The organism is Photorhabdus africana (genome assembly GCF_035181445.1).
Lineage (GTDB): Bacteria > Pseudomonadota > Gammaproteobacteria > Enterobacterales > Enterobacteriaceae > Photorhabdus > Photorhabdus laumondii.
Genome location: NZ_JAXBVE010000029.1, coordinates 44865 through 67880, shown reverse-complemented (window position 1 = coordinate 67880; position 23016 = coordinate 44865). Strand labels below are relative to the sequence as shown.

Sequence of the window (23016 nt, the reverse complement as noted above, 5' to 3'; positions counted from 1 at the left end):
ACAGGCTTCATCCGTGGTTTTGGTATTAGTTTGGCGACGATTATCAGATCATAAATGAAGCCTTTTTTCTATCTAAAATATACAGTTACTGCTTAAGAGCCTGTATATGATATTTTGTTAAAGTATCCTCATCTGAATAACCGGGACGATATTATGCTTATTACTATTTCACCAGCAAAAACCCTTGATTATGAAAGCACGCTTGCCACGGAAGAATATAGCCAACCAGAATTACTCGACCAATCAAAGCAGTTAATCAGTGTTTGTCGCGAACTGACGCCTGCCCAAATTGCGAGTTTGATGGGTATCAGCGATAAACTTGCCGGCTTGAATGCCGCTCGTTTTGGCGAATGGCATGCTGATTTCACGCCAGAAAATGCCCGTCAGGCTATTCTGGCATTTAAAGGTGATGTTTATACCGGTATGCAGGCTGAATCTTTCTCCGATAAGGATTTTGATTTTGCTCAGAATCATCTGCGTATCCTGTCTGGCCTTTACGGTGTACTCCGTCCGTTGGATCTGATGCAACCTTACCGGCTGGAAATGGGGATCAAGCTGGAAAATAAACGCGGTAAAGATCTCTACACTTTCTGGGGAGATCTGATCACAGAAAAGCTTAATGAGGCGCTGGAACAACAAGGTGATAATGTGTTGGTTAATCTGGCTTCTGATGAGTATTTCAAATCCGTGAATCCAAAAAAGTTAGCCGGTAAAATTATTAAACCGGTATTTCTTGATGAGAAAAACGGTAAATATAAGATCATTAGCTTCTACGCGAAAAAAGCCCGTGGGCTAATGAGCCGGTTTATTATTCAGAATCAGTTAACGCAAATTGACCGTCTGGTAGAGTTTAATTTGGATGGCTACGCCTTTGATGAATCGTTATCCAAAGGAAATGAGCTGGTATTTAAACGCCCTGAACAACATTAAGACTTTATTATCAATAATAAACGCCGCATGATCTGTGCGGCGCCCACTTTCATAAAGACTTCGGTGCTCTTTCCATCAAGAAAGCTCGCAATCTAGCAAAATCTGCCGGTAAGTAATGGGACAGCAACGCCAGATCAGCCCGTTCAGCCAAAGCTTTGGGCAGTGGTAATTCCTCCCCCAGAATCTGCTCCACACTCTCTTTAAATTTCGCTGGATGAGCCGTACCGAGAAATAATCCGTATTCACTTTCTTGTAATTGATCACGCAGGACACGATAAGCAACCGCTGCATGAGGCTCAGAGATATAACCGAGTTTAGCCAGTTCCTTAATCGTCTCTTGAGTCACGTCATCACTGACTACACCATATCCCAATTCACTCAACGGCCAGGATTTACGGTGGAACAGTTCTTCAATACGCGGCCAGTTGTTTGGCTGACTCACATCCATCGCGTTGGACAGCGTGGCAACGGTCTGATGAGGCAACCATTTTCCATCCTCTAGATAACGTGGAACCGTATCGTTAACATTAGTAGCAGCGATAAAACGTTTTACCGGCAATCCCATCGATTTTGCCAATAAACCCGCGGTCAAATCACCAAAATTCCCACTCGGTACAGAGATCACCAGTTGTTCACGCTTATCTTCTGGTAGCTGAGCAACCGCTTCAAAGTAGTAGCAAATTTGTGCCAACAAGCGGCTGATGTTAATTGAGTTAGCTGAATTGAGATACAGAGCCTGTTTCAATTCCTGATCATCAAACGCCTGTTTAACCAACGCCTGGCAATCATCGAAATCGCCATCAATCGCCACCGTGTGAATATTACCACCCAATGTACAGAACAATTTCTCCTGTAACGGGCTGATTTTGCCCTGTGGATAGAGGATCACCACCTGTACATTATTCAGACCATAAAAGGCGTGCGCTACTGCTGCCCCTGTATCGCCAGAAGTCGCAGTCAGGATAGTTACCGGCTGTTCACCGGCAACTTGTGCCAATATTTGCGCCATAAAACGGCCACCAAAATCCTTAAATGCCAGAGTCGGGCCGTGGAATAATTCCAATGTTGCAACATCATTTTCCACGTTGGTAACAGGTGCCGGAAAAGTAAAAGCGTGCTTAACTCGTGTCGTCAGTTGTTCTGGCAGAATTTCATCGCCAATAAACGCGGAGAGAATGCGACCGCTGCGGGTGACAAAATCCAGTTTCAACAGTTGGTCAATTTCTTCACGACTAAATTCGGGTAAATCTTGCGGGAAGAAAAGCCCTTGCTGTTTGCCTAATCCCTGTTTGACTGCTTGTGCAAAACTCACCTGCTCGCTGTTGTCTTTCAAGTTATACAGTTTCATCAGTTACCCTATTTGTCGTGCGCCTGCGAGATCCAGACGGCAAATGTGTACAAAACCTTCATCATTCTGAACATAATGCTGTTGCAGCCACTCAGCTATTTCCTCTGCGGTCGCCATATCATTACAAATGGAGAACAATGTCGGGCCAGAACCAGAAATACCACACGCCAATGCCCCTACACGTTTCGCTGTTTCACGCGCCTTGGCAAAACCCGGTAACAGTTGGGTACGATACGGTTCAGCCACCACATCTTTCATCAATCTGGCTGCCAGCGTTGGTTGCCGTGTATGACAAGCATGGATAAAACCAGCAAGGAAACGTCCATGATCGATAATATCCTGCTTCGAATATTCCACAGGTAAAATTGCTCTGGCTTCTGCGGTAGAAACTTTGATGCCCGGATAAGCCATCACCCATAACCACTCATCAAACGAAGGTACTGGCTGACAGATGATATCTCCCTGTTCCATAATCAGTTGTAAACCGCCGAGATAACATGGAGCGACATTATCATAGTGAATACTGCCGGAAATGCGTCCTTCCAGTTCCCCCATCATTGCCAGTAATTGGCTCTCACTAAACGGGAGGCCCGCAAACTCGTTCAGTGCCATCAAGCCAGCAACAACAGAGCAAGCGCTGGAGCCAAGGCCAGAACCAATCGGCATATTCTTTTCCAGAGTCATTGCCACCGATAATTGTTTGCCAAAACGCTGGCAGAACAACTGCCAGCACTGATAAACAATGTTTAGCTCCGGTTCCTCAGGCAACTTCCCCACAAACGGCCCTTCATTACGCAAACTGAAACTCTCCGCTGCCCGGACAGTAACGCAATCACCTAATAAAGCACCATTAACTGGAGAGACCGCGGCTCCCAGTACATCAAACCCAACACTGACATTGCCAATAGATGCAGGCGCATAGACTTTAATCACAATTAAACTCCCTGTTTCCAGGACAAAGTACGCAGCATATCGGCGAACACACCTGCGGCAGTAACATCATTACCTGCTCCGTATCCCCGCAGTACCAGCGGTATCGGCTGATAGTAACGCGTGTAGAATGCCAACGCATTTTCGCCATTTTTGACTTTATAAAGCGGATCATTGCCATCTACTGCGGCGATTTTCACCTTACAACGGCCATCTTCAATCACGCCAATATAGCGCAACACTTTCTCTTGTTCTTTTGCTTCTGCCACACGCTGGCTGAAAACCTGATCAAGAGAGGGTAAACGTTCAAGGAAAGCATCCACGTCCCCTTGGTTATCAAAGGAGGCTGGCAGTACAGGCTCCACATCAATATCATCCAATTCAAGTTCATAACCTGATTCACGAGCGAGGATCAACAGCTTACGGGCAACATCCATACCGGACAGATCATCACGCGGATCAGGTTCGGTATAGCCTTTCTCTTTTGCCAGTAACGTCGCCTGAGATAATGACATTCCTTCATCCAGCATACCGAAAATAAAAGAGAGAGAACCGGAGAGAATGCCATTGAACTGAACCAGTTCATCACCCGCATTAAGCAAGTTTTGTAAGTTCTCAATAACAGGCAGACCAGCGCCTACGTTAGTGTCATACAGAAATTTACGTTTAGATTTCTCTGCCGCCTTACGGATTTGATGATAATAAGCCATTGACGAAGTATTGGCTTTTTTATTCGGCGTGACCACATTGAAACCATCACTCAGGAAACTAGCGTATTGATCAGCAATTTGCTGATTAGAGGTACAATCCACTATCACCGGGTTCAGCAAATGGTACTCTTTTTCCAAACGGATCAGGCGGCTCAAACTAAACGGTTCTCTGGCCTCTGATAAACATTGCTGCCAATTATCAAGGCAAATACCTCTCATGTCCGTCAACATAGCCCGTGAATTAGCAATACCACATACCCGTAAATCAATGTGCTTTTGCTTCAACCATGTTTGTTGACGACGGATCTGCTCAATCAAAACACTACCTACACCACCAACACCGACAACAAAAACTTCGATCACCTGATCGGTATTAAATAACATCTGATGGCACAAACGAACGGCTGTCGTTGCCACTTCATTATCAATAACCGCAGAGATAGAACGTTCAGAAGATCCCTGTGCGATGGCAACAATATTGATATTACCGCGCGCCAATGCAGAGAAGAAACGGGCAGAGATGCCACGCAGGGTACGCATACCATCGCCAACAACCGAGATAATGGAAAGATTTTCCATCACATCCAAAGGATCAAGAACCCCCTCTTTCAGCTCAAGATAGAATTCTTCACTCAGCGCCTGACGCGCACGTTCCAATTCACGTTGAGGGACACAGAAGCTGATACTGTATTCCGAAGATGACTGAGTAATCAGCACAACAGAGATCCCTTTGCGAGACATGACAGCAAACACCCTTGCTGCCATCCCCACCACCCCCTTCATACCCGGTCCTGATACGTTAATCATTGCCATACTGCTCAGGTTGGTAATCCCTTTTACCGGCGTACTTTCATCTTTCTGCCCGTCACCAATAAGTGTTCCCGGCGCTTCTGGATTGGTGGTATTTTTAATCAAACAAGGGATCTGAAATTGAGCAATCGGGGCAATGGTCCGTGGATGCAATACCTTAGCACCGAAATAAGAGAGTTCCATCGCTTCCTGATAGGACATGCCTTTTAATAACCGTGCATCCGGCACAACTCTAGGATCACAGGTATAAACACCATCCACATCAGTCCAGATTTCACAACATGTAGCCCGCAAGCAAGCCGCCAAAACCGCAGCAGAATAGTCAGAACCATTACGCCCCAGGACAACGAGCTCCCCTTTATCATTTCCAGCCGTAAATCCAGCCATCAGGACAATATGGTCATCAGGAATATTCAGAGAAGCAATGCGCTTCGTAGACTCGTTGATATCTACCGTAGATTCAAGGTAATGACCTTGTGCCAACAAATTTTCTACCGGATCAATCACCGTGACCTTGTGACCACGTGCCTGCAATACAGACTCCATGATGGCGATAGAGAGTTTTTCCCCACGACAAATCAGGGAAGCGTTAATGCTGTCCGGGCATTGGCCCAGTAACGAAATACCATGCAGCACCTGTTTCAATTGAGCAAATTCTTGCTCAACCATCATTTTTAACCGTTCATAAGCAAAACCGGGTTGCGCCTGTGCCATCCCCTGTAATAAATCAACAAAGATCTGCTCAGCATCGTGCATATGGGTAATGATCTCTTGCCCAGCGACCGTTTTTTCAATCATAGCCACTAGATGATTGGTAATTTTTGCCGGAGCAGAAAGCACCAACGCAACCCCTCCTTGAGAAAGTTTTTTCTCTGCAATATCGGCAACGTTCAACACACGCTGGTCATTAGCGACCGAAGTTCCTCCAAATTTAAGCACTCGCATTAACATTTTTCTCCTGATTCCGCGCCAAAAAAAAGCCCGCATCTGATTTGGATGCGGGCTTGTTTATCTGTTTTATATATGCGTCAGCCCGCCCCGCAACCTGTGGTTCCGGTGGTGGTAATCATTGTGGTTTTCAGGCTGATAATTCGCATAGGTTCCTGTCTGTCATTGAATGGGTTCGACCCTATATTGGTTAAATGAATTTGTGCGCAAAGTCAAACATTTTCTCTAAATAACCTTCCGCTTTTGATATTTTTAACATTGGAATAATGCATTTCATGGTCATCAAGACAAACAAATATTTCTTACCGAACCCAATCTTTTAGTTGTTAAATTCATTTTTAACAAAATTAACAATATATTTTATCCTTTCGTAAAAATCAGTTATTTTTGTTCACCGCCAAGCTCATGGGGATTATTTTCCGTACAAAACCACTCTGTGCGTTAACAAGAATTTGTCATTTGCATGACAGAATACAAGGTATAAAATAACCAATATAAATAATATTAACGTGCTACAATCAATTTTGATGTACGTCAATAAAAGGTAGTTTTTTTAGATGGTAAATGCATTGCAAGCTGTTATATTGCTGTTAATGGACTAACATAACACTGTTTAACCAGTTTTTTGGGTATATACCCACCAAAGGAAAAGCAACTTTTACTTTCAGTGTAAAACATATCAATAAAATGTTATTACTGATTTGAGCTATAATTTCAGTGATGACAAATAATAACCAGTAAATATCCTGAGATAAGAGTAGTTTGAATCATTCTGATTTATTTTTAAGCGATTCTAGGTAGCAACCATGCAAACCCCGCACATTTTGATTGTTGAAGACGAGATTGTCACCCGCAATACCCTAAAAAGCATTTTCGAAGCTGAAGGGTACATAGTTTATGAAGCCACCGATGGCTCAGAAATGCACCATATTCTGTCAAACAACGACATTAACCTGGTGATTATGGATATTAACCTTCCAGGCAAAAATGGCTTGTTACTTGCCCGCGAACTGCGTGAGCAAGCAAATGTTGCCTTGATGTTCCTGACTGGCCGTGATAACGAAGTAGATAAAATCCTTGGCTTGGAAATCGGTGCAGATGATTACATCACCAAACCATTTAATCCGCGTGAATTGACTATTCGCGCCCGCAACCTGCTTTCTCGTACCATGAATCTGAATAATATCAGCGAGGAACGTCATCAGGTTGAGAGTTATAAATTCAACGGTTGGGAATTAGATATCAATAGCCGTTCTCTGATAAGCCCAGCTGGTGAGCCGTATAAATTGCCACGCAGCGAGTTCCGCGCCATGCTTCATTTCTGTGAAAATCCAGGCAAAATCCAAACGCGCGCAGATTTACTGAAAAAGATGACAGGTCGTGAATTGAAACCTCACGACCGTACTGTTGATGTAACGATTCGTCGTATCCGTAAACATTTTGAATCGACGCCAGATACGATGGAAATTATCGCCACCATTCACGGTGAAGGCTATCGTTTCTGTGGTGATTTGGAAGCATAACTTGAATATACCCTATGGATTTCAAGATGCATCGCGACGGCAAGGGAGCGAATCCCCGGGAGCATAGCGAACGATGTAACCGGGGTGAGTGAGGGCCGCCAACAAAGAGGCAACTTGAAAGATAACGGGTATATCACAGGATGGGATATCCCTGTAGGAACCCATCCTGCCCCTCAATTTTCCACCGTCTTCCACGACATAATAGGTACAGCACTGATCGCATTCTTCGGTGAACCATCGATCATCTTATCGGAATATGTCAGATAGACTAATGCATTACGGTTTGCATCATAGAAGCGAACAACTTGGAGTTTTTTAAACACCAGTGAGGTTCGTTTCTGGAAAACCACCTGACCTTTTTTGCTGCTCTTTTTAATCTTGTCCGTTAGTTCAATCTCTCCAACCTGTTGACAAGAAATAGCCGCATCAGAAGTATCTTCCGCAAGCCCTAAACCCCCTTTTATTCCGCCTGTTTTTGCCCTGCTCAGGTAACAAGTCACATTTTTAACATCAGGATCATCAAACGCTTCCACGACAATTTTGTGATCAGGCCCGATAAATTTAAAAACAGTGTCTACCGAGCCAATCTCTTCAGTCAGAGCCACCATAGGTATGCACAACAATGTCGTTGCTACGAGTATCTTTATGATTTTTAACATATATAGTCTCATGCCTTAATTAATTCAGCGTAAAATTTCACCGCCAAGATACCAAATAGAGCGGCAATACCACCAATAAGAAATAATTAATTATTAATATAGTTTCACAAAGTAATGAGTGAAATAATAATACGAATAAGTATCCTATTGTAAATATAAGACTTGTTTTACACTTAGTGCTTATATCCAGTAGAGTTATTGTTGAATGCTACACTTGTCAATAAATTATGAACACGAACAGCACGCAGAAATCAGAACAGACATACGATATACAAGGAATGATTCGTTTTACCACTCTGTCGGACTGTTCAAGTGGCAAGCAAAATAGCCTAGTAGTATATACCCTATGGATTTCAAGATGGATCGCGACGGCAAGGGAGCGAATCCCCGGGCGCATAGATAACGATGTGGCCGGGGTGAGTGAGTGCAGCCAACAAAGAGGCAACTTGAAAGATAACGGGTATAAGTTCTTATGTTGTTCTTTCTGGTCTTAATGACTAAGGAGATGTATGGATCAAACCGGCATCATTCGTGATTTATTACGTTGGCTAGATAATCATTTAGATCAACCATTATCACTCAATAATGTTGCAGCTAAAGCAGGTTATTCTAAATGGCACCTGCAACGTATGTTTAAAGACATTACCGGCCAGGCTATTGGCTCCTATATCCGTGCCAGAAGGTTATCACGGGCAGCCGTTGCTTTACGTTTAACCAGCCGCCCTATTCTGGATATTGCTTTACAGTACCAGTTTGACTCCCAACAAACTTTCACTCGCGCATTTAAAAAACAGTTCAATAAAACACCAGCACTTTATCGACTCAGTGAGGAGTGGTGCGCCACGGGTATTTGCCCACCCATATTGCTGGATAAGAGATATATTCCCGAAGCAACCTATCTCACACTAGAGGAACAGCCACTGGTGGGTATAGAACAGACCTGTTCCTATACGCTGGAACAATGGTCCAGTTTTTGTACTGAAATGCGCCACAATTTCTGGACATACTATCTGCAAAATGCAGAAGTGTTACCTCCTGTACTTTATGGCCTTCACCATGCAACTCCCAATCCAGAAAAAGAAGATGAACAAACCGTATTGTACACAACAGCAGTAGAACCCCAATATGCCCAGTTTGACGTGGCAGGCAGCCAGCCTGTTACATTACCGGCTGGAGAATACGTCTCATTTAGTTACTACGGTACCAAAGATGGCTTACAAGATTTCCTGTTTACCGTCTATGGCATTTGCCTGCCAATGCTAAACCTGACACGTAGGAAAGGATACGACATCGAGCGATATTATCTTACCAATACCAATGATAGAGACAGGGAAGCGGCGAATCATATCATCGAATTTCAGTATCTCATTCCTATCCAGCATTAACGTTGTAATTCATCCAGTGCGGGCGTATCCAGATGTGTGATATCGCCTGCCGTTTCTACAATCCAGCCCGACGCTAGCCACGGACTGTGCTGATAATCCACTCTGGACAGAGAGCAATTTCGCAAGCGAAGACGACGTTCAGCATGTGCGGGTAATCCCAATATTGTGCCAACCAAACATCCCAAAGCGATGCCATGACTGACTAACAACGGTCGGCTACCAACAGGCAGATTACGACAGTTTTCCAGCGCTGCCCTCATACGCACAGCCAGTTCATCCATAGATTCGCCTTTGGGGATGCGTCCCCCAGGTGTGCCATCAAGGACTTTCTTACGCCAGTTCTCTTCTTCCGATGTTAATGAATCAATATTTCTGCGTTCAAGAACCCCCATGTGCAATTCGCGCAAACGTGGCTCCAAAATAACTTCACAACCACAAACCTCAGCAATGATTTCCGCCGTTCGGCGTGTACGCCCAAGGTCACTGGTAATAATATGGGTAATACTTTCAGATTTTACTCTTTGCGCCACTAGTCTGGCTTGATGTTCGCCTGTTTCAGTCAAAGGGCTGTCAGATTGTCCCTGAATACGACGTGCCGCGTTCCATTCAGACTCCCCATGACGAACAAGATATACCTGTAACATTTTCATTTTCCGTTATACTGCGTAAATACTCGTTCAAAGGATAACTCATCTATTATGTATCACGTTATTGCTGCAACCACCAACCCTGCAAAAATTAAAGCCATTAGTCTCGCCTTTGATGATGTTTTTGGGCCAGGTACTTATCGGATCGAAGATATCAATGTAGACAGTAGCGTCCCACAACAACCTATTGGTAACACAGAAACCCGCACTGGCGCCCGCCAGCGTGTCATGGCTGCTCGACAAGTTCGCCCTGAAGCAGACTTTTGGGTCGGTGTGGAAGCGGGTATTGAAGACGATATGACATTTGCCTGGATGGTTGTGGAATATCAGCAAATTCGCGGAGAATCTCGTTCAGCCAGTCTGATGCTCCCAGAAAAAATTCTTGATGGTATCCGCGAAGGTCGGGAATTAGGCCATGAAATGGCTCACCTTACAGGCATTGATAACATCAAGCAAAAAGAGGGTGCAATAGGCTTTTTCACTGATGGCATCCTGACTCGTACCAGCGTGTACCACCAAGCTCTGATATTGGCTTTAGTGCCCGTACATCATGAAATTTATAAAGAGCTGAACGCCCGTTAAACAAGTATTCCGCCTAGGCCGCAATTGGCGGCCTGCTATTTCAGTAATTGCTGTTCCAACCAAGCCTTAACATCGTTTGAAGCAAATTTCAGGCTATTAGAGCCGCGTGTAATCGTCGCAATACCCACTCCAAGTTCATTTTTCAGCTCACGCTGGCTCATTTTTCCACTCATCAACTCTTTGATAATGCGTACCCTGGTAGCCAGTGCTGTCCGTTCATCTGGTGTCAATAATAACTGCAAAATCGGATGCTGTAGATTTTCAGCAAAAGCCTGTTGGAGTAATGTCACGAAACATTGCCAATCTTCATGATCTTGCGGCGAAAGTGCCGGGTCTGTCAGATGATTTGTCGTCATAATTAATCAGTCATCATACTATTTAACTAGTACATCAGCATAACATAGTTTGCTATAAATCAATAACGCCTTTGCCATTCAGCATGAGTCAATACATTTGATGACTTACCCATGAAATGAGTGTAGAAGACATCATAAACCAAAACATTTTTGACATAATTGCGGGTTTCAGAAAATGGAATACTTTCAATAAAAGCTATCGCATCTAATCGCCCACCACTGTTAGATAACCAGCGATCTACACGAGTTGGTCCGGCATTATAAGCAGCGCTGGCAAGTATCCGATTATTACCAAAGCGCTGATAAACCGATTCGAGATAAGCAGTACCAATTTCGATATTCGTCAGCGGGTTTATAAGTTGGCTACTGTTTACATATCCTTGGATTCCATTTTGCTTAACCGTATCTTCCGCCGTTTCTGGCATCACTTGCATCAACCCAATTGCCCCAACTGGCGAATTAGCTTGCGGATTCCAGGCACTTTCCTGGCGGGCTATCGCCATTGCATAACTTTGAGAAATTCCTTTATTTGCAGTGAAGTGACTAAATTCCCGCCGCCATGCCAATGGAAAACGCTCTTCAAGGTAGTCCCACATTTTTCCGGTTATTGTTGCCTGTACACTAAGCGCCGCCCATTTTTGATCGAAAGCATAACGCGCCAGTTGCTGTTGTTTTAATTTATCTTGGCTGGCGACCAGATAGCTCCACTCTATGCGAGCAAGACTATCCATTTGCCAATATAGCAGCTCTCTTACTCTCTGTACTTCGAGTATTGAAGCAATAGCCGCATCTGGCTTTTTTGCGGTATTCATCATCAGCGGATAGCTGACATTCAGTTTCTGCGCAGCAACCATTGGATAAAAACCACGGCCTTCCGTCAGCTGACGCAATATTGCCTCACCTTCGCTTTTATTACCCTGCGCCAACAGGATGTTAGCTCGCCAATAACGCCATTCCTCTTTATCTTGGTTCTCTAACGGTAGCAAGTTTATCCATTGAGCCACACCACGCTCATCTGCATGACCCAACGCCAAACGAACACGACGCTCAAGCAATGCAACAGATTGACTATCGCGGATCGCATCATCACGCCACTTCTCCTGTTCATCACTCACATCGCCCATTAACTGCCAGGCAACAATATCTTTTAATCGCTGACGTTCACTCGCATTCATCTTTTGCACTCTGACAATTGATGGGATGATCACTCTTGCCTGCTCCGGATCTTGACGTGCGAAACGCGAAAAAGCCGCTAAAGTGGCTACACGGCTAAAATCCGTCGGTCCGGTATGAGCAGCAAAGTCCGCTACGGTAACCGGATCATTCTGCAACTTGATCAGACCTTCACTGATACTTTTGTATCCCTGTGGTAATTGTTTAGCGAGGTAACTGACCAGTGACGTATTGCCCGCTTTTAACGCGAGACTAATACGCTGTAATATCAGTTTCACTGATAAATGGCCTGTTTGCTGCCAAACATCAAATAATTTATCGCAGCTGTCTGGCAAAGAACGCCCATTCAACCAAACTTCTTTCGCTCCCTGCCAGGCAACCTGCTCCTCACCTGTAGCCCATTTAGCAAAATAGTAATGACAGCGGGCGGTAATAGATTTCGGTGCAGTAGGAGTGAACGCCAGTACCCCGCGCCACTCTTCGCGGCGTGCAAGTTCATTGATAAAACGGGATGATAAAGAACGCGCGGGAGGCAGATGAGGGTGACGATCAATAAAATCACGGATCTGCGTTGGTGTGGCAAGTGACAGATCCTGAGTCAGTTCCCGGTATTGCAGATAAGGATAAAGAGGATAGTCTTTCAATGTTGGCATCAGTCTCGCAACTTCAGCCCTATCACTGACATTCCACGCTTGCTTAATCTGCTGATATCGCTGCCGCTGGTTTTCCAAAGAATCAGCATTTGCTGCTACAGAGATAAAAACCAACCCTATAGCCATCACAAGGCATTGCCATTTAGCCATTATCACGCTCCTCCCGGAGATCAAATCAAATAGGTTAATATTACGAATGCATCAACAGCATAATAATATAATTACCACCGCTTACCACATTAATTCACCCTATGATGAAATATCTAACTACATATCCAGAACAGGTAAGTTTTTTATCCAATAAATTGATTCACTTTAACAAATTCAGCCTAGGATCATCTTATTCGAGCAATTGGGTTATATACCCAATGGATTTCAAGATGGATCGCGACGGCAAGGGAGTGAATCCCCGGGAGCATAGCAAACTATGTGACCGGGGTGAGCGAGCGCAGCCAACAAAGAGGCAACTTGAAAGATAACGGGTATAGAGTTTATTAACTTAAATCGGGTAAACTATGACAAATCATATTCAGATGAACATCAACAATCTAAACGGATATAATCAGGTATCAACGCGCCCTGTCCATGCGACTTGCTTCGCAACACAGGCATTATCACCATCAGAGATAGCGAGGCTTATAGCAACGTGGCTCAATATGTCTACACCATGCATCGGGTTGGTAAAATTGTTCCCCCGAAGCGCCATATTCTGAAAAATATCTCCTTGAGTTTCTTTCCGGGAGCAAAAATTGGGGTTCTTGGTCTTAATGGCGCCGGTAAGTCTACCTTATTGCGCATTATGGCCGGCATCGATAAAGATATCGAAGGAGAAGCTCGCCCACAGCCAGGAATTAAAATTGGCTATCTACCGCAGGAGCCTAAATTAAACCTTGAGCACACTGTCCGCGAAGCAGTGGAAGAAGCGGTTAGCGAGGTAAAACACGCGCTGACTCGTTTGGATGAAGTCTACGCAGCCTATGCTGATCCTGACGCTGATTTTGACAAACTGGCTAAAGAACAAGGTGAACTGGAAGCGATTATTCAATCCCACGATGGTCATAACCTTGATAACCAGCTTGAACGCGCCGCTGATGCCCTGCGTCTGCCGCCGTGGGATGCAAAAATCGAGCACCTATCTGGAGGGGAACGCCGCCGTGTGGCACTCTGCCGCTTACTGCTGGAAAAACCCGACATGCTGCTACTGGACGAACCCACTAACCACCTTGACGCCGAATCTGTCGCTTGGCTGGAACGCTTCCTGCACGATTACGAAGGTACCGTTGTTGCAATTACCCACGACCGTTACTTCCTTGATAACGTTGCTGGCTGGATTCTGGAACTTGACCGCGGTGAAGGCATTCCGTGGGAAGGTAACTACTCTTCATGGCTGGAACAGAAAGATGCTCGTCTGGCTCAAGAAGCCGCAACAGAAGCCGCACGCCGTAAATCCATTGAGAAAGAGCTGGAATGGGTTCGCCAAAATCCGAAAGGCCGTCAGGCAAAAGGTAAAGCGCGTCTGGCCCGTTTTGAAGAATTAAATAGCGTTGAATACCAGAAACGTAACGAAACCAGCGAACTGTTCATTCCACCTGGGCCACGCTTGGGCGACAAAGTTTTGGAAGTGGAAAATCTAACCAAATCCTATGGCGATAAAGTTCTGATTGATAATCTGAACTTCTCTCTGCCCAAAGGGGCGATTGTTGGGATTATCGGGCCTAACGGTGCAGGTAAATCTACCCTGTTCCGTATGATCTCCAACCAAGAACAACCCGATTCCGGCACCATCACGTTAGGTGAAACCGTCAAACTCGCTTCTGTCGATCAGTTCCGTGACAACATGGATGATAAGAAAACCGTTTGGGAAGAGATCTCCGGCGGCCAGGATATCATGCGTATCGGTAACTTTGAGCTACCGAGTCGCGCCTATGTTGGCCGTTTTAACTTCAAAGGTGTTGATCAAGGTAAACGTGTCGGTGAATTGTCTGGTGGTGAAAGAGGACGGCTGCATTTGGCTAAACTGCTGCAAGTCGGCGGTAACATGCTGTTGCTCGATGAACCAACCAACGATCTGGACATTGAAACTTTGCGCGCACTGGAAAACGCCTTGCTGGAGTTCCCAGGGTGTGCAATGGTTATTTCCCATGATCGTTGGTTCCTTGATCGTATCGCAACCCACATCATTGATTATCAAGATGAAGGTGAAGTCACTTTCTTTGAAGGTAACTTTAGTGAATACGAAGACTATAAGAAGCGGACTCTCGGAGCAGCAGCACTGGAACCGCATCGCATTAAATATAAGAGAATCAGCAAATAATCATATTGAAAATGGCCTGGTAACAGGCCGTTTTCCGCTCAATTATTTAGATATAAACTCATAGTCTTATTCATTATGCTATGTGTAAGATACGTATCATGGATAATCTTTCCTTCTTTCAAAGTAATAATACGATCTGCATGTTTAATAAGCCTATTATCCTGTGAAGCCACAACAACCGTACCTCTTTGGTGATGAGCAATAAAACTTAAGATATCAATAGCTGTTTGGCATTCATAATTATTAAGATGACGGGTTGGCTCGTCAGCAAACAAATACCGAGGGCTTTTCACAATGGCACAGGCTATTGCCAGCCGTTGTTTTTCATTATCACGCAATTCCTTGGGATATATATCTTTCTTGTGTTTCAGGCCAACAATATTGAGTGCCTTAGTTGCCCTGACTATTGCTTCCTGATGAGAAGTCGTGATTCCACAAGAGAGAGATAATAGCAAATTATCCAAGACCGTAAGTTCATTAGATAAATTAATTCTTTGAAAGATAAAACCACAATTTATCAAATGGAATCTATCTAACTCGAAGTTATTCAGCCTTCCCAGCTCATTATCAGCAATTAATATTTTTCCTCCATCGAGAGGCAATAACCCAGAAATCATTGCCAGCAAAGTACTTTTTCCTGAACAGAGATCCCCATTAATCAAAGTAAATTCACCTGGAAAAATAGAAAGAGTGATGTCTGAAATCATTTTCTGGTTAGCTTTACTGTTCGAAAAACCATATGAAATATCAATGGCTTCAATCGTAGCGATTTGATTCAAATTCATTATCTCAGCATAATTAATAGTGTAAGAAATCTGGCATTATCAGTAACTCTTACAGCCAGAGCAATCCGTAAAAATACAGATATTCATCATTATAAGATTACACAAACGAGGGAAAATCATATAAGAAATATCTCAATTGAAAGTATATCAATATTTCTACTAGTGACTATTTCAAATGACTATCTGTATGCTAAAATCAAAATTTTACTAAACAAGATCAGCCCATCCCTATCAACCACTCATTAGCAACAAACCATTATCTTGTTAGTACAAATAAAAAAATAACATCAGACAAATAATTTTTTATAGATAAAAACACCTTAATATCATAACAACATGTTAAAATTAATATTTAATTACCATAATAACAATGATACTTCGAACATTAAATTATTAATAAAAAATCAAGATTCTCTTATTCCCCAACTAATCAAAAACACAAAAACTTTTATTTAAAAATCAACTGGGAAGTATTTAATTATTAATTTTGACTTTATTCAAGAAATAAATAATCAATAGAAGTATCAAAAATATTAATAGCCGTTATATATTTTATTACTTACAGGAAATAAAAATATCCAGCCACAATACATATTGTGATTAGATATATATTTACTAATTTATCATATAAAATATTATATATGAATCTAGTTATAAACGATTCAATTGACCTATCATTTAGGATTAGCCGCTAAAAGTTGCTGAATGAGTTCAATACAACGTAGGAAACGCTGATCATAATCGGGTGAATCCACATTGACATATTCAATATTATTACTTTTCAGCATATCCTCCAGCAATTGCTGGAACTCTTTACGATCCTGCTCGTTGCCAAGGCTACGCAAACCGTCAGCAACCCAAGGGGTGTTGTTTTCCAGTAGAATGACCAAATCAAATCGGTATTCATCAATTAATGCCTGAACAAACGGGTGTTCACGTCCTTCATATCGCTTGCAGAATGCTTGGGTAGTGACAAAATCGGTATCGATAAATGTAACCTTGTTTGCATATTTTACAGAAAAATCAATATATTGGGCTTGTCCCAATGCAATCTTGTCATAGTCCGAATATTGTAGCGCCATCTCATCTCCCCCCAAATGAGAAAAAACATAATCACGACCATATTCCCAAGCACTTGTCGTATTAAAAATATTTGCCAATTTGTTAACTAACGTAGATTTACCACTGGACTCTCCACCAAGAATCGCTACGGTACGAACAAAGAAAGGTTTCACTTCCGTAGGAATATATTCCCAATGACGGAATGGGTCCTGGCGAATATGCCGACCACTGATTTTCATAAACGAACGTTGTGGATCGATAAGAATTGTCTCAATTCCTAAATGCTCTTTATATCGGGGAAAATCCTGAGTTTCGCTGGAATATATATAAGTTGGATTAATGCCTTTCTTTGACATAAAGGCTTTCATGCCGTCACTCCACACATCCCAACCATGTGGATAGGGTTCAATTCCCTGTTCATCAAAAGAGTGAATATGAATATTTTTCTGATACTTAAATGTTTGAAGCAACCAGCGCAAGCGATCACTCACCGTGGGTTGCTGAGACATGGAACTGCTCATAAACAGCTCCCGATCTCTAGGCTCATCATGACAAAGGATAATATGCAACTCATCCACCTGACTACAGGCACGTTGAATCAGATAGATATGCCCAGTATGCAATGGATAGAATTTGCCGAATATCACTCCAACAGTTTTATTTTGCACAGGATATTGCAACCTCAGATAGTGATGGAGAGCAGCCAGTTTTTGGGCGCTGGGACTTTTAATTTTGTCATTAATTAATTGGCTGAGATAACCTTTGGTCATACCACTTGCATCAGCAACCTGTTGCAACGTATAACCTGTCTGTTTAATCGCTTCTTTAAGGTAGTCAAATTGGCCCATATCTCCTCCCTGTTTAATCAAAATCTTCCATAACAGATAACGCATCCGCCAACTTTTTCACACCAAAAACTTGCATCTCTGGCAACGCTTTTTTTGGCATATTGGCATAAGGCACTATCGCCCGTTTAAAACCATGTTTAGCGGCTTCGGATATGCGCTCCTGTCCACTGGGCACAGGACGGATTTCCCCTGCTAGCCCCACCTCTCCAAATACAACCAAATCACGGGGTAACGGCCGATCCCGAAAACTGGAGACTAAAGAGAGCAGTAAAGCGAGATCCGCGCTAGTTTCCGCAACTTTAACTCCACCCACCACATTCACAAACACATCCTGATCGGACATTTGCAAACCACCATGACGATGAAGGACAGCCAACAGAATAGCCAACCGGTTTTGCTCCAAACCCACAGCCACCCGTCGTGGATTGGTCATCATAGAATGATCCACCAGCGCTTGAATCTCGACCAACAGAGGACGAGTCCCTTCCCACACCACCATGACAGAACTGCCAGCGGTAACTTCATCACCACGGCTCAAGAAAATCGCTGATGGGTTACTAACCTCGCGCAATCCCTGTTCGGTCATGGCGAATACGCCAAGCTCATTAACGGCTCCAAACCGATTTTTATGGCTACGTAAAGTGCGAAAACGGGAATCCGCTTCACCATCAAGCATCACTGAGCAATCAATACAGTGTTCCAACACTTTCGGACCCGCCAACGAGCCATCTTTGGTCACATGACCAACCATAACAATGGCAACACCACGAGTCTTAGCAAACCGAGTAAGATAAGCGGCAGTCTCTCTGACCTGAGCGACACTCCCCGGCGAAGATTGAATATCCGCCATATGCATCACTTGAATGGAGTCAATCACCATCAACTTTGGTTGCTCCTGCTCCGCAATCAAACAAATTTGTTCAATACTGGTTTCTGACAACATATTCAGATTATCAGTCGGCAATCCCAACCGGTGCGCACGCATTGCCACCTGCTGTAACGACTCTTCCCCAGTGACATATAAAGTTTTCATCTGTGCAGACAACTGACACATCGTCTGCAACAATAAGGTACTTTTCCCTGCTCCCGGATTACCGCCAATCAGAATCGCGCTACCGGGAACAACACCACCGCCAAGCACCCGATCGAACTCTTTAAATCCGGTAGAAAAACGAGGAAGTTCTTCCAGACTGATCTCTGATAATTTCTGAACCCTGCTGACACCAGCATCTCCCGCATAACCACTGAACCGGTCATTACGGGAGGAAGGTGCTGCGGCTAAGCGCACCTCCGTAATGGTATTCCAAGCATGACACGCACTACATTGCCCCTGCCAGCGCGGATAATCCGCCCCACACTCATTACAGACAAATGCCCGCTTTGCTGCTTTAGCCACTCTGCACTCCTAAAAACTCTATACCCGTCATCTTTCAAGTTGCCTCTTTGTTGGCTGCACTCACTCACCCCAGTCACATAGTTTGCTATGCTCCCAGGGATTCGCTCCCTTGCCGTCGCGATGCATCTTGAAATCCATAGGGTATATTAACGCTCTTCGTGTTTGAGACCACCACTTAACACACACAATACTCCCATGAGATCAGCATGACGGATGGTCACTTTCGACTGTGCATAAACTTTCGGCTTGGCATGGTAAGCAATACCTAACCCTGCTTTGCGGATCATCTTCAAGTCATTAGCGCCGTCACCAATGGCGACAGTTTGCTCCAATGGGATATCCAGTTTTTTTGCCAGTTTCATCAATGTAGCAGCCTTATATTTAGCATCAACAACCGGTCCTATAACCTTACCTGTCAACTGACTATTTTTGACTTCTAACTGATTGGCTACCGCAGCCACCAAACGTAAATTCTGGCGCAAATGGTCAGCAAAATAGGTAAAACCACCCGATGCGATGGCCACATGCCAATCAAAGGATTGTAACTTACGCACCAGACTGGTCAGCCCCGGCATAAGTGGTAAATTTTCTACAACCTGTCGCAGAATATCAGCATCAGCCCCTGCCAACTGAGCAACTCGCTCCCGCAGACTATCAGAAAAATCCAGCTCTCCTTGCATTGCCCGTTCGGTAATTTCGGCCACTTTGTCACCTACGCCAGCCAAACGAGCTATTTCATCAATACATTCAATTTGAATTGCCGTTGAATCCATATCCATCACCAGCAAACCTGGTGACCGCAACCGAGGGATCTGCCCCAAAGGAACCACATCTAACCGACACTCATCAGCCAGCCGTTTAATACGAGCAGTCAAATTTCCGGCAATACGTACTACCTGATAATCATCAATACGCCATGAAGAAACGATGACAATAGCAGCGCCAAGCCGATGTTGAAAATTACTAATACGTTGTTTATCCAGGCCACGGCCATATATCAACCAACCACTGTCACCCGCTCGGTAATCCAACGGCATCACTTCGTCACCACTTAACGAAAGTGGTAATCCCGGCCACTTATGGACCTCCTCCGGCAAATAGTGATAAGCCAGGTTATTAGACATTAATCCCTACTCCTGTAATCCCACATGATTTGACAGCAAAAAATTGCGCTTCAAACTATCCTCTCTGTACTGCATCTGGCAACATTGCGTTGACCAAAGCTTGGAAGAGATAACGATGATCAAAGCTAAATTAAAATTCCGACTGCATAAAACAGCTATTATCTTGATTTGCATTGCTTTATTAGTATTTCTAATGCAGGGCGTTTCTTATTTTAGCCGTTCTCACCAACAAGCCCAGATGGATCAATTTGAGGAATTGGCAAAAACCTTGGCAAAACAAGTCGCATTCAGCTTATCTGATTATATGGAGAGTGGCAGCAAAGATCTTAATAATGAGCGGATACTGGCTAATTTGCATCATCTGACGACAAACAGCCGCATACTTGATGCCAGTGTTTATCTTAACAATGGGACACAGGTTGCTCATAGCGGGGAGAACGTATCCGTGCGGGATCGTCTGTCTTTGGATGGTAAAAAAGCGGGCAGCTATTTTAACTACCAGATAGTCGTCCCCATCCCAGGAAAAGATGAACCCAAAGGCTTTCTGCGCCTGACGCTGGATACCCACAAATTGGCAACTGAGTCCAAACAGGTGGATAACACGACTAACTTACTTCGGATCATGATCTTACTCGCTTTAGCAATTGGTTTTATTCTGGCACATAACCTATTGCAATTAACGCCAAGTCGATGGCAACAATCACCTTATTTACTGACAGCCAACAGTAAATCAAGTGCAAATGAAGAAGAAGAGAAATAAAGCGAAAATTTCTTACTCAATCATTTTGGTATCGAAACCAATAAATGCGATTATTTCTACCATCCCATTATTTAATAACTAAAGTAATAGTTTATTATGTTACTTTAACCTTAATTACATAATAATATTCTTAGTGACATATATCACATATTTATCAATATATAGAATTAAATTAAAAATACCTGACGTTAGTTACATAACTCATTAATTAACAACGTATTTTTCACTCCTGATCATTTTCTAACAAAAATATATCTATTTGTTTTTATTATAAATTTAAAACAAGCCATATTTTTCAATCATATCACTAGGTAAATCCACATATTGATTATTAAGTCAAATTAATGACTAATAGCGCCCCAAAAATTATATGACGCATGCGGGATGCCAAAGAATAATGAAAAAAAAGGTTATTATTTTTACTAGCTTTCTTATTGTTACTACCGATGTTAAAGCCGCCGAAATATCAGATCAGCAACTCATTCATCAACAAGAACGACAGAAAGCACTGGAAGCCCAATTAGCGCCGCCACCAGCGGATATTCGTCTGTCTGTTCCTGAAACAGCAGTACCTTCTAAATTTCCCGTCGATACGCCCTGCTTTCCCATTACGCGAGTCGTTCTTGAAGGCACGGAACATTTTCCTCACTGGTTACCTTTAAAGCGTTTATCCCAACAGGGAGAAAACCAATGTCTGGGCACTCAGGGGATTAATATATTAATGACTCGGATACAAAACCGGTTAATTAATCATGGCTATGTCACTAGCCGAGTATTAGCGCCCAGTCAGAATCTTAATTCCAAGACCTTAAAACTCATGATCATACCGGGCAAAATTGGGCATATTCGCTATACCGCTGAAAGTGGCAATTATATTCAACGGATAACCACATTTCCTCCCCGCGAAGGAGCGCTACTTGACTTACGGGATATTGAGCAAGGATTAGAAAATTTACAACGTTTTCCTACTGTTCAAGCCGACATGGAAATTGTACCGAATGAACAGTTAGGCGAAAGCGATATCGTGCTGAACTGGCGTCAATCAAGACATTGGCGACTCGCTAGCTATCTGGACGATTCGGGTTCTAAAAGTACCGGGCGTTACCAAGGCGGATTAACTTTATATCTGGATAATCCTCTTGCGTTGAGTGATCTATTTTATATCTCCGGTGGGCGCGATATTCGCTCTCCTTCTGGTCGCAGCAGCAAAAACTACACCATCCATTACTCCCTACCAGTGGGATACTGGATGGCAGGCATCACTGCCAGTAATTACGATTACAACCAAAAGGTAGCCAGGCCAACTAAAGACGACAAATACAGCGGCGAAAGCAAAAATCTGAATGTCCAACTCAGCCGGATCTTGCATCGTAACGCCAGTCAAAAAACCTCGGTTAACGGCGAAATTTATCGTCGCACATCCAAAAGTTTCATTAATGACCTGGAAATCGACGTACAGCGCCGAGAAACGGCTGGCTGGAAATTAGGATTATCTCATCGTCACTACATCGGTAGTGCCACCTTGGATGCCGGAGTGACTTACCAGCGAGGAACTCGCTGGTTTGGGGCACAACCCGCACCAGAAGAGGTCCGCGGTGAAGCCACTGCCTTACTTAAAACAACCCAGTTTTCTGCGGCACTTTCTGCGCCATTTACCCTATTTTCTCAGCCATTCATCTACAAAACCCAGTACCTGCGTCAAATAAGCGCCAGAACGTTAACGCCACAGGATCAATTTTCAATTGGCAACCGCTGGACCGTACGCGGATTTGACGGCGAACGCACACTGAATGGAGATCATGGTTGGTACAGCCGTAACGAACTGGAATGGCAAACGCCACTGAATGGTCAATCCCTGTATATGGGCATGGATTATGGCGAAATTGGCGGGCCGGGGAATGAGCAGCGACTGGGAAAACATCTGGCGGGTGGCGTTCTGGGCTGTCGCGGCAGTCTCAAAGGCGTGAGCTATGACCTGTTTGCTGGTATCCCGTTATCCAAACCGGATGGCTTTCAAACCTCATCAGTCACAACCGGATTCAGTTTGTACTGGCAGTACTAATTCAAAATAAC

Annotated in this window: 20 protein-coding genes and 1 other annotated feature; of the genes, 7 read left to right on the top strand and 13 right to left on the bottom strand. The window is 43.8% G+C overall.

Annotation, left to right across the window (positions count from 1 at the left end):
* Positions 1-153 precede the first annotated feature (153 nt).
* Positions 154-930: a peroxide stress protein YaaA gene (gene yaaA, locus SLS51_RS16240; RefSeq protein WP_323839705.1), complete on the top strand. Its 777-nt coding sequence runs from the start codon at positions 154-156 to the stop codon at positions 928-930.
* A 49-nt stretch (positions 931-979) separates the two neighbouring features.
* Here the strand turns inward: yaaA and thrC are convergent, their stop codons facing one another.
* The 4 genes from thrC to thrL all read right to left on the bottom strand — a co-directional run bounded on the left by thrC (position 980) and on the right by thrL (position 5825).
* The gene (gene thrC / locus SLS51_RS16235; protein WP_323839704.1) at positions 980-2278 is read right to left on the bottom strand and encodes a threonine synthase; all 1299 of its coding nucleotides are present in this window, start codon (positions 2276-2278) and stop codon (positions 980-982) included.
* A gap of 3 nt (positions 2279-2281) precedes the next feature.
* The gene (gene thrB, locus SLS51_RS16230; protein WP_323839703.1) at positions 2282-3211 is read right to left on the bottom strand and encodes a homoserine kinase; all 930 of its coding nucleotides are present in this window, start codon (positions 3209-3211) and stop codon (positions 2282-2284) included.
* 2 nt (positions 3212-3213) lie between these two features.
* Complete coding sequence (thrA, locus tag SLS51_RS16225) at positions 3214-5673, bottom strand: bifunctional aspartate kinase/homoserine dehydrogenase I (protein WP_323839702.1); 2460 nt, start codon at positions 5671-5673, stop codon at positions 3214-3216.
* Between the two features lie 25 nt (positions 5674-5698).
* Positions 5699-5818, bottom strand: a sequence feature (Thr leader region).
* On the bottom strand, positions 5757-5825 hold the full coding sequence (gene thrL / locus SLS51_RS24155; RefSeq protein WP_109791942.1) for a thr operon leader peptide: 69 nt from the start codon (positions 5823-5825) through the stop codon (positions 5757-5759). (Overlaps the previous feature by 62 nt.)
* Positions 5826-6482: 657 nt before the next feature.
* Between thrL and arcA the strand changes: the two genes are divergently transcribed.
* The gene (gene arcA, locus SLS51_RS16220; protein ID WP_323839701.1) at positions 6483-7199 is read left to right on the top strand and encodes a two-component system response regulator ArcA; all 717 of its coding nucleotides are present in this window, start codon (positions 6483-6485) and stop codon (positions 7197-7199) included.
* A gap of 21 nt (positions 7200-7220) precedes the next feature.
* Here arcA and SLS51_RS16215 read toward each other — a convergent pair whose 3' ends face one another.
* Positions 7221-7364 (bottom strand): hypothetical protein, encoded by a 144-nt coding sequence (locus SLS51_RS16215; RefSeq protein WP_323839700.1) that lies wholly within the window; start codon positions 7362-7364, stop codon positions 7221-7223.
* 8 nt (positions 7365-7372) lie between these two features.
* Positions 7373-7858 carry a protein CreA gene (creA, locus tag SLS51_RS16210; protein WP_323839699.1) on the bottom strand — a complete coding sequence of 162 codons (486 nt, stop codon included), beginning with the start codon at positions 7856-7858 and terminating at the stop codon, positions 7373-7375.
* Positions 7859-8367: 509 nt separating this feature from the next.
* Between creA and robA the strand changes: the two genes are divergently transcribed.
* Complete coding sequence (gene robA, locus SLS51_RS16205) at positions 8368-9243, top strand: MDR efflux pump AcrAB transcriptional activator RobA (RefSeq protein WP_323839698.1); 876 nt, start codon at positions 8368-8370, stop codon at positions 9241-9243.
* Here robA and gpmB read toward each other — a convergent pair.
* Positions 9240-9887, bottom strand: a complete 648-nt coding sequence (gpmB, locus tag SLS51_RS16200; RefSeq protein WP_323839697.1) for a 2,3-diphosphoglycerate-dependent phosphoglycerate mutase GpmB — start codon at positions 9885-9887, stop codon at positions 9240-9242. The genes robA and gpmB overlap by 4 nt on opposite strands.
* 54 nt (positions 9888-9941) lie before the next feature.
* On the opposite strand from gpmB, the gene yjjX reads away from it, so the two are divergent.
* Positions 9942-10472: an inosine/xanthosine triphosphatase gene (gene yjjX, locus SLS51_RS16195; RefSeq protein ID WP_323839696.1), complete on the top strand. Its 531-nt coding sequence runs from the start codon at positions 9942-9944 to the stop codon at positions 10470-10472.
* Positions 10473-10507: 35 nt separating this feature from the next.
* Here the strand turns inward: yjjX and trpR are convergent, their stop codons facing one another.
* Positions 10508-10828 (bottom strand): trp operon repressor, encoded by a 321-nt coding sequence (gene trpR / locus SLS51_RS16190; RefSeq protein ID WP_011144939.1) that lies wholly within the window; start codon positions 10826-10828, stop codon positions 10508-10510.
* 59 nt (positions 10829-10887) lie between these two features.
* Positions 10888-12804 carry a murein transglycosylase gene (sltY, locus tag SLS51_RS16185; RefSeq protein WP_323839695.1) on the bottom strand — a complete coding sequence of 639 codons (1917 nt, stop codon included), beginning with the start codon at positions 12802-12804 and terminating at the stop codon, positions 10888-10890.
* Positions 12805-13300: 496 nt separating this feature from the next.
* Here sltY and ettA point away from each other — a divergent pair, with 496 nt between their 5' ends.
* Entirely contained in the window at positions 13301-14968 is a 1668-nt protein-coding gene (gene ettA / locus SLS51_RS16180; protein WP_323839694.1) for an energy-dependent translational throttle protein EttA, read from the top strand.
* A 38-nt stretch (positions 14969-15006) separates the two neighbouring features.
* Here the strand turns inward: ettA and SLS51_RS16175 are convergent, their stop codons facing one another.
* From SLS51_RS16175 to serB, 4 genes are all read right to left on the bottom strand, one after another.
* On the bottom strand, positions 15007-15753 hold the full coding sequence (locus SLS51_RS16175; RefSeq protein ID WP_323839693.1) for an ABC transporter ATP-binding protein: 747 nt from the start codon (positions 15751-15753) through the stop codon (positions 15007-15009).
* Positions 15754-16427: 674 nt separating this feature from the next.
* Positions 16428-17663 carry a multifunctional transcriptional regulator/nicotinamide-nucleotide adenylyltransferase/ribosylnicotinamide kinase NadR gene (nadR, locus tag SLS51_RS16170; protein ID WP_323839692.1) on the bottom strand — a complete coding sequence of 412 codons (1236 nt, stop codon included), beginning with the start codon at positions 17661-17663 and terminating at the stop codon, positions 16428-16430.
* 13 nt (positions 17664-17676) lie between these two features.
* Positions 17677-19059: a DNA repair protein RadA gene (radA, locus tag SLS51_RS16165; RefSeq protein WP_323839691.1), complete on the bottom strand. Its 1383-nt coding sequence runs from the start codon at positions 19057-19059 to the stop codon at positions 17677-17679.
* A 146-nt stretch (positions 19060-19205) separates the two neighbouring features.
* Positions 19206-20183 (bottom strand): phosphoserine phosphatase, encoded by a 978-nt coding sequence (gene serB / locus SLS51_RS16160; RefSeq protein WP_323839690.1) that lies wholly within the window; start codon positions 20181-20183, stop codon positions 19206-19208.
* A 115-nt stretch (positions 20184-20298) separates the two neighbouring features.
* Between serB and SLS51_RS16155 the strand changes: the two genes are divergently transcribed.
* Positions 20299-20943 (top strand): YtjB family periplasmic protein, encoded by a 645-nt coding sequence (locus SLS51_RS16155; protein WP_112876412.1) that lies wholly within the window; start codon positions 20299-20301, stop codon positions 20941-20943.
* 397 nt (positions 20944-21340) lie between these two features.
* Complete coding sequence (locus SLS51_RS16150) at positions 21341-23005, top strand: ShlB/FhaC/HecB family hemolysin secretion/activation protein (RefSeq protein WP_323839689.1); 1665 nt, start codon at positions 21341-21343, stop codon at positions 23003-23005.
* Positions 23006-23016 lie beyond the last annotated feature (11 nt).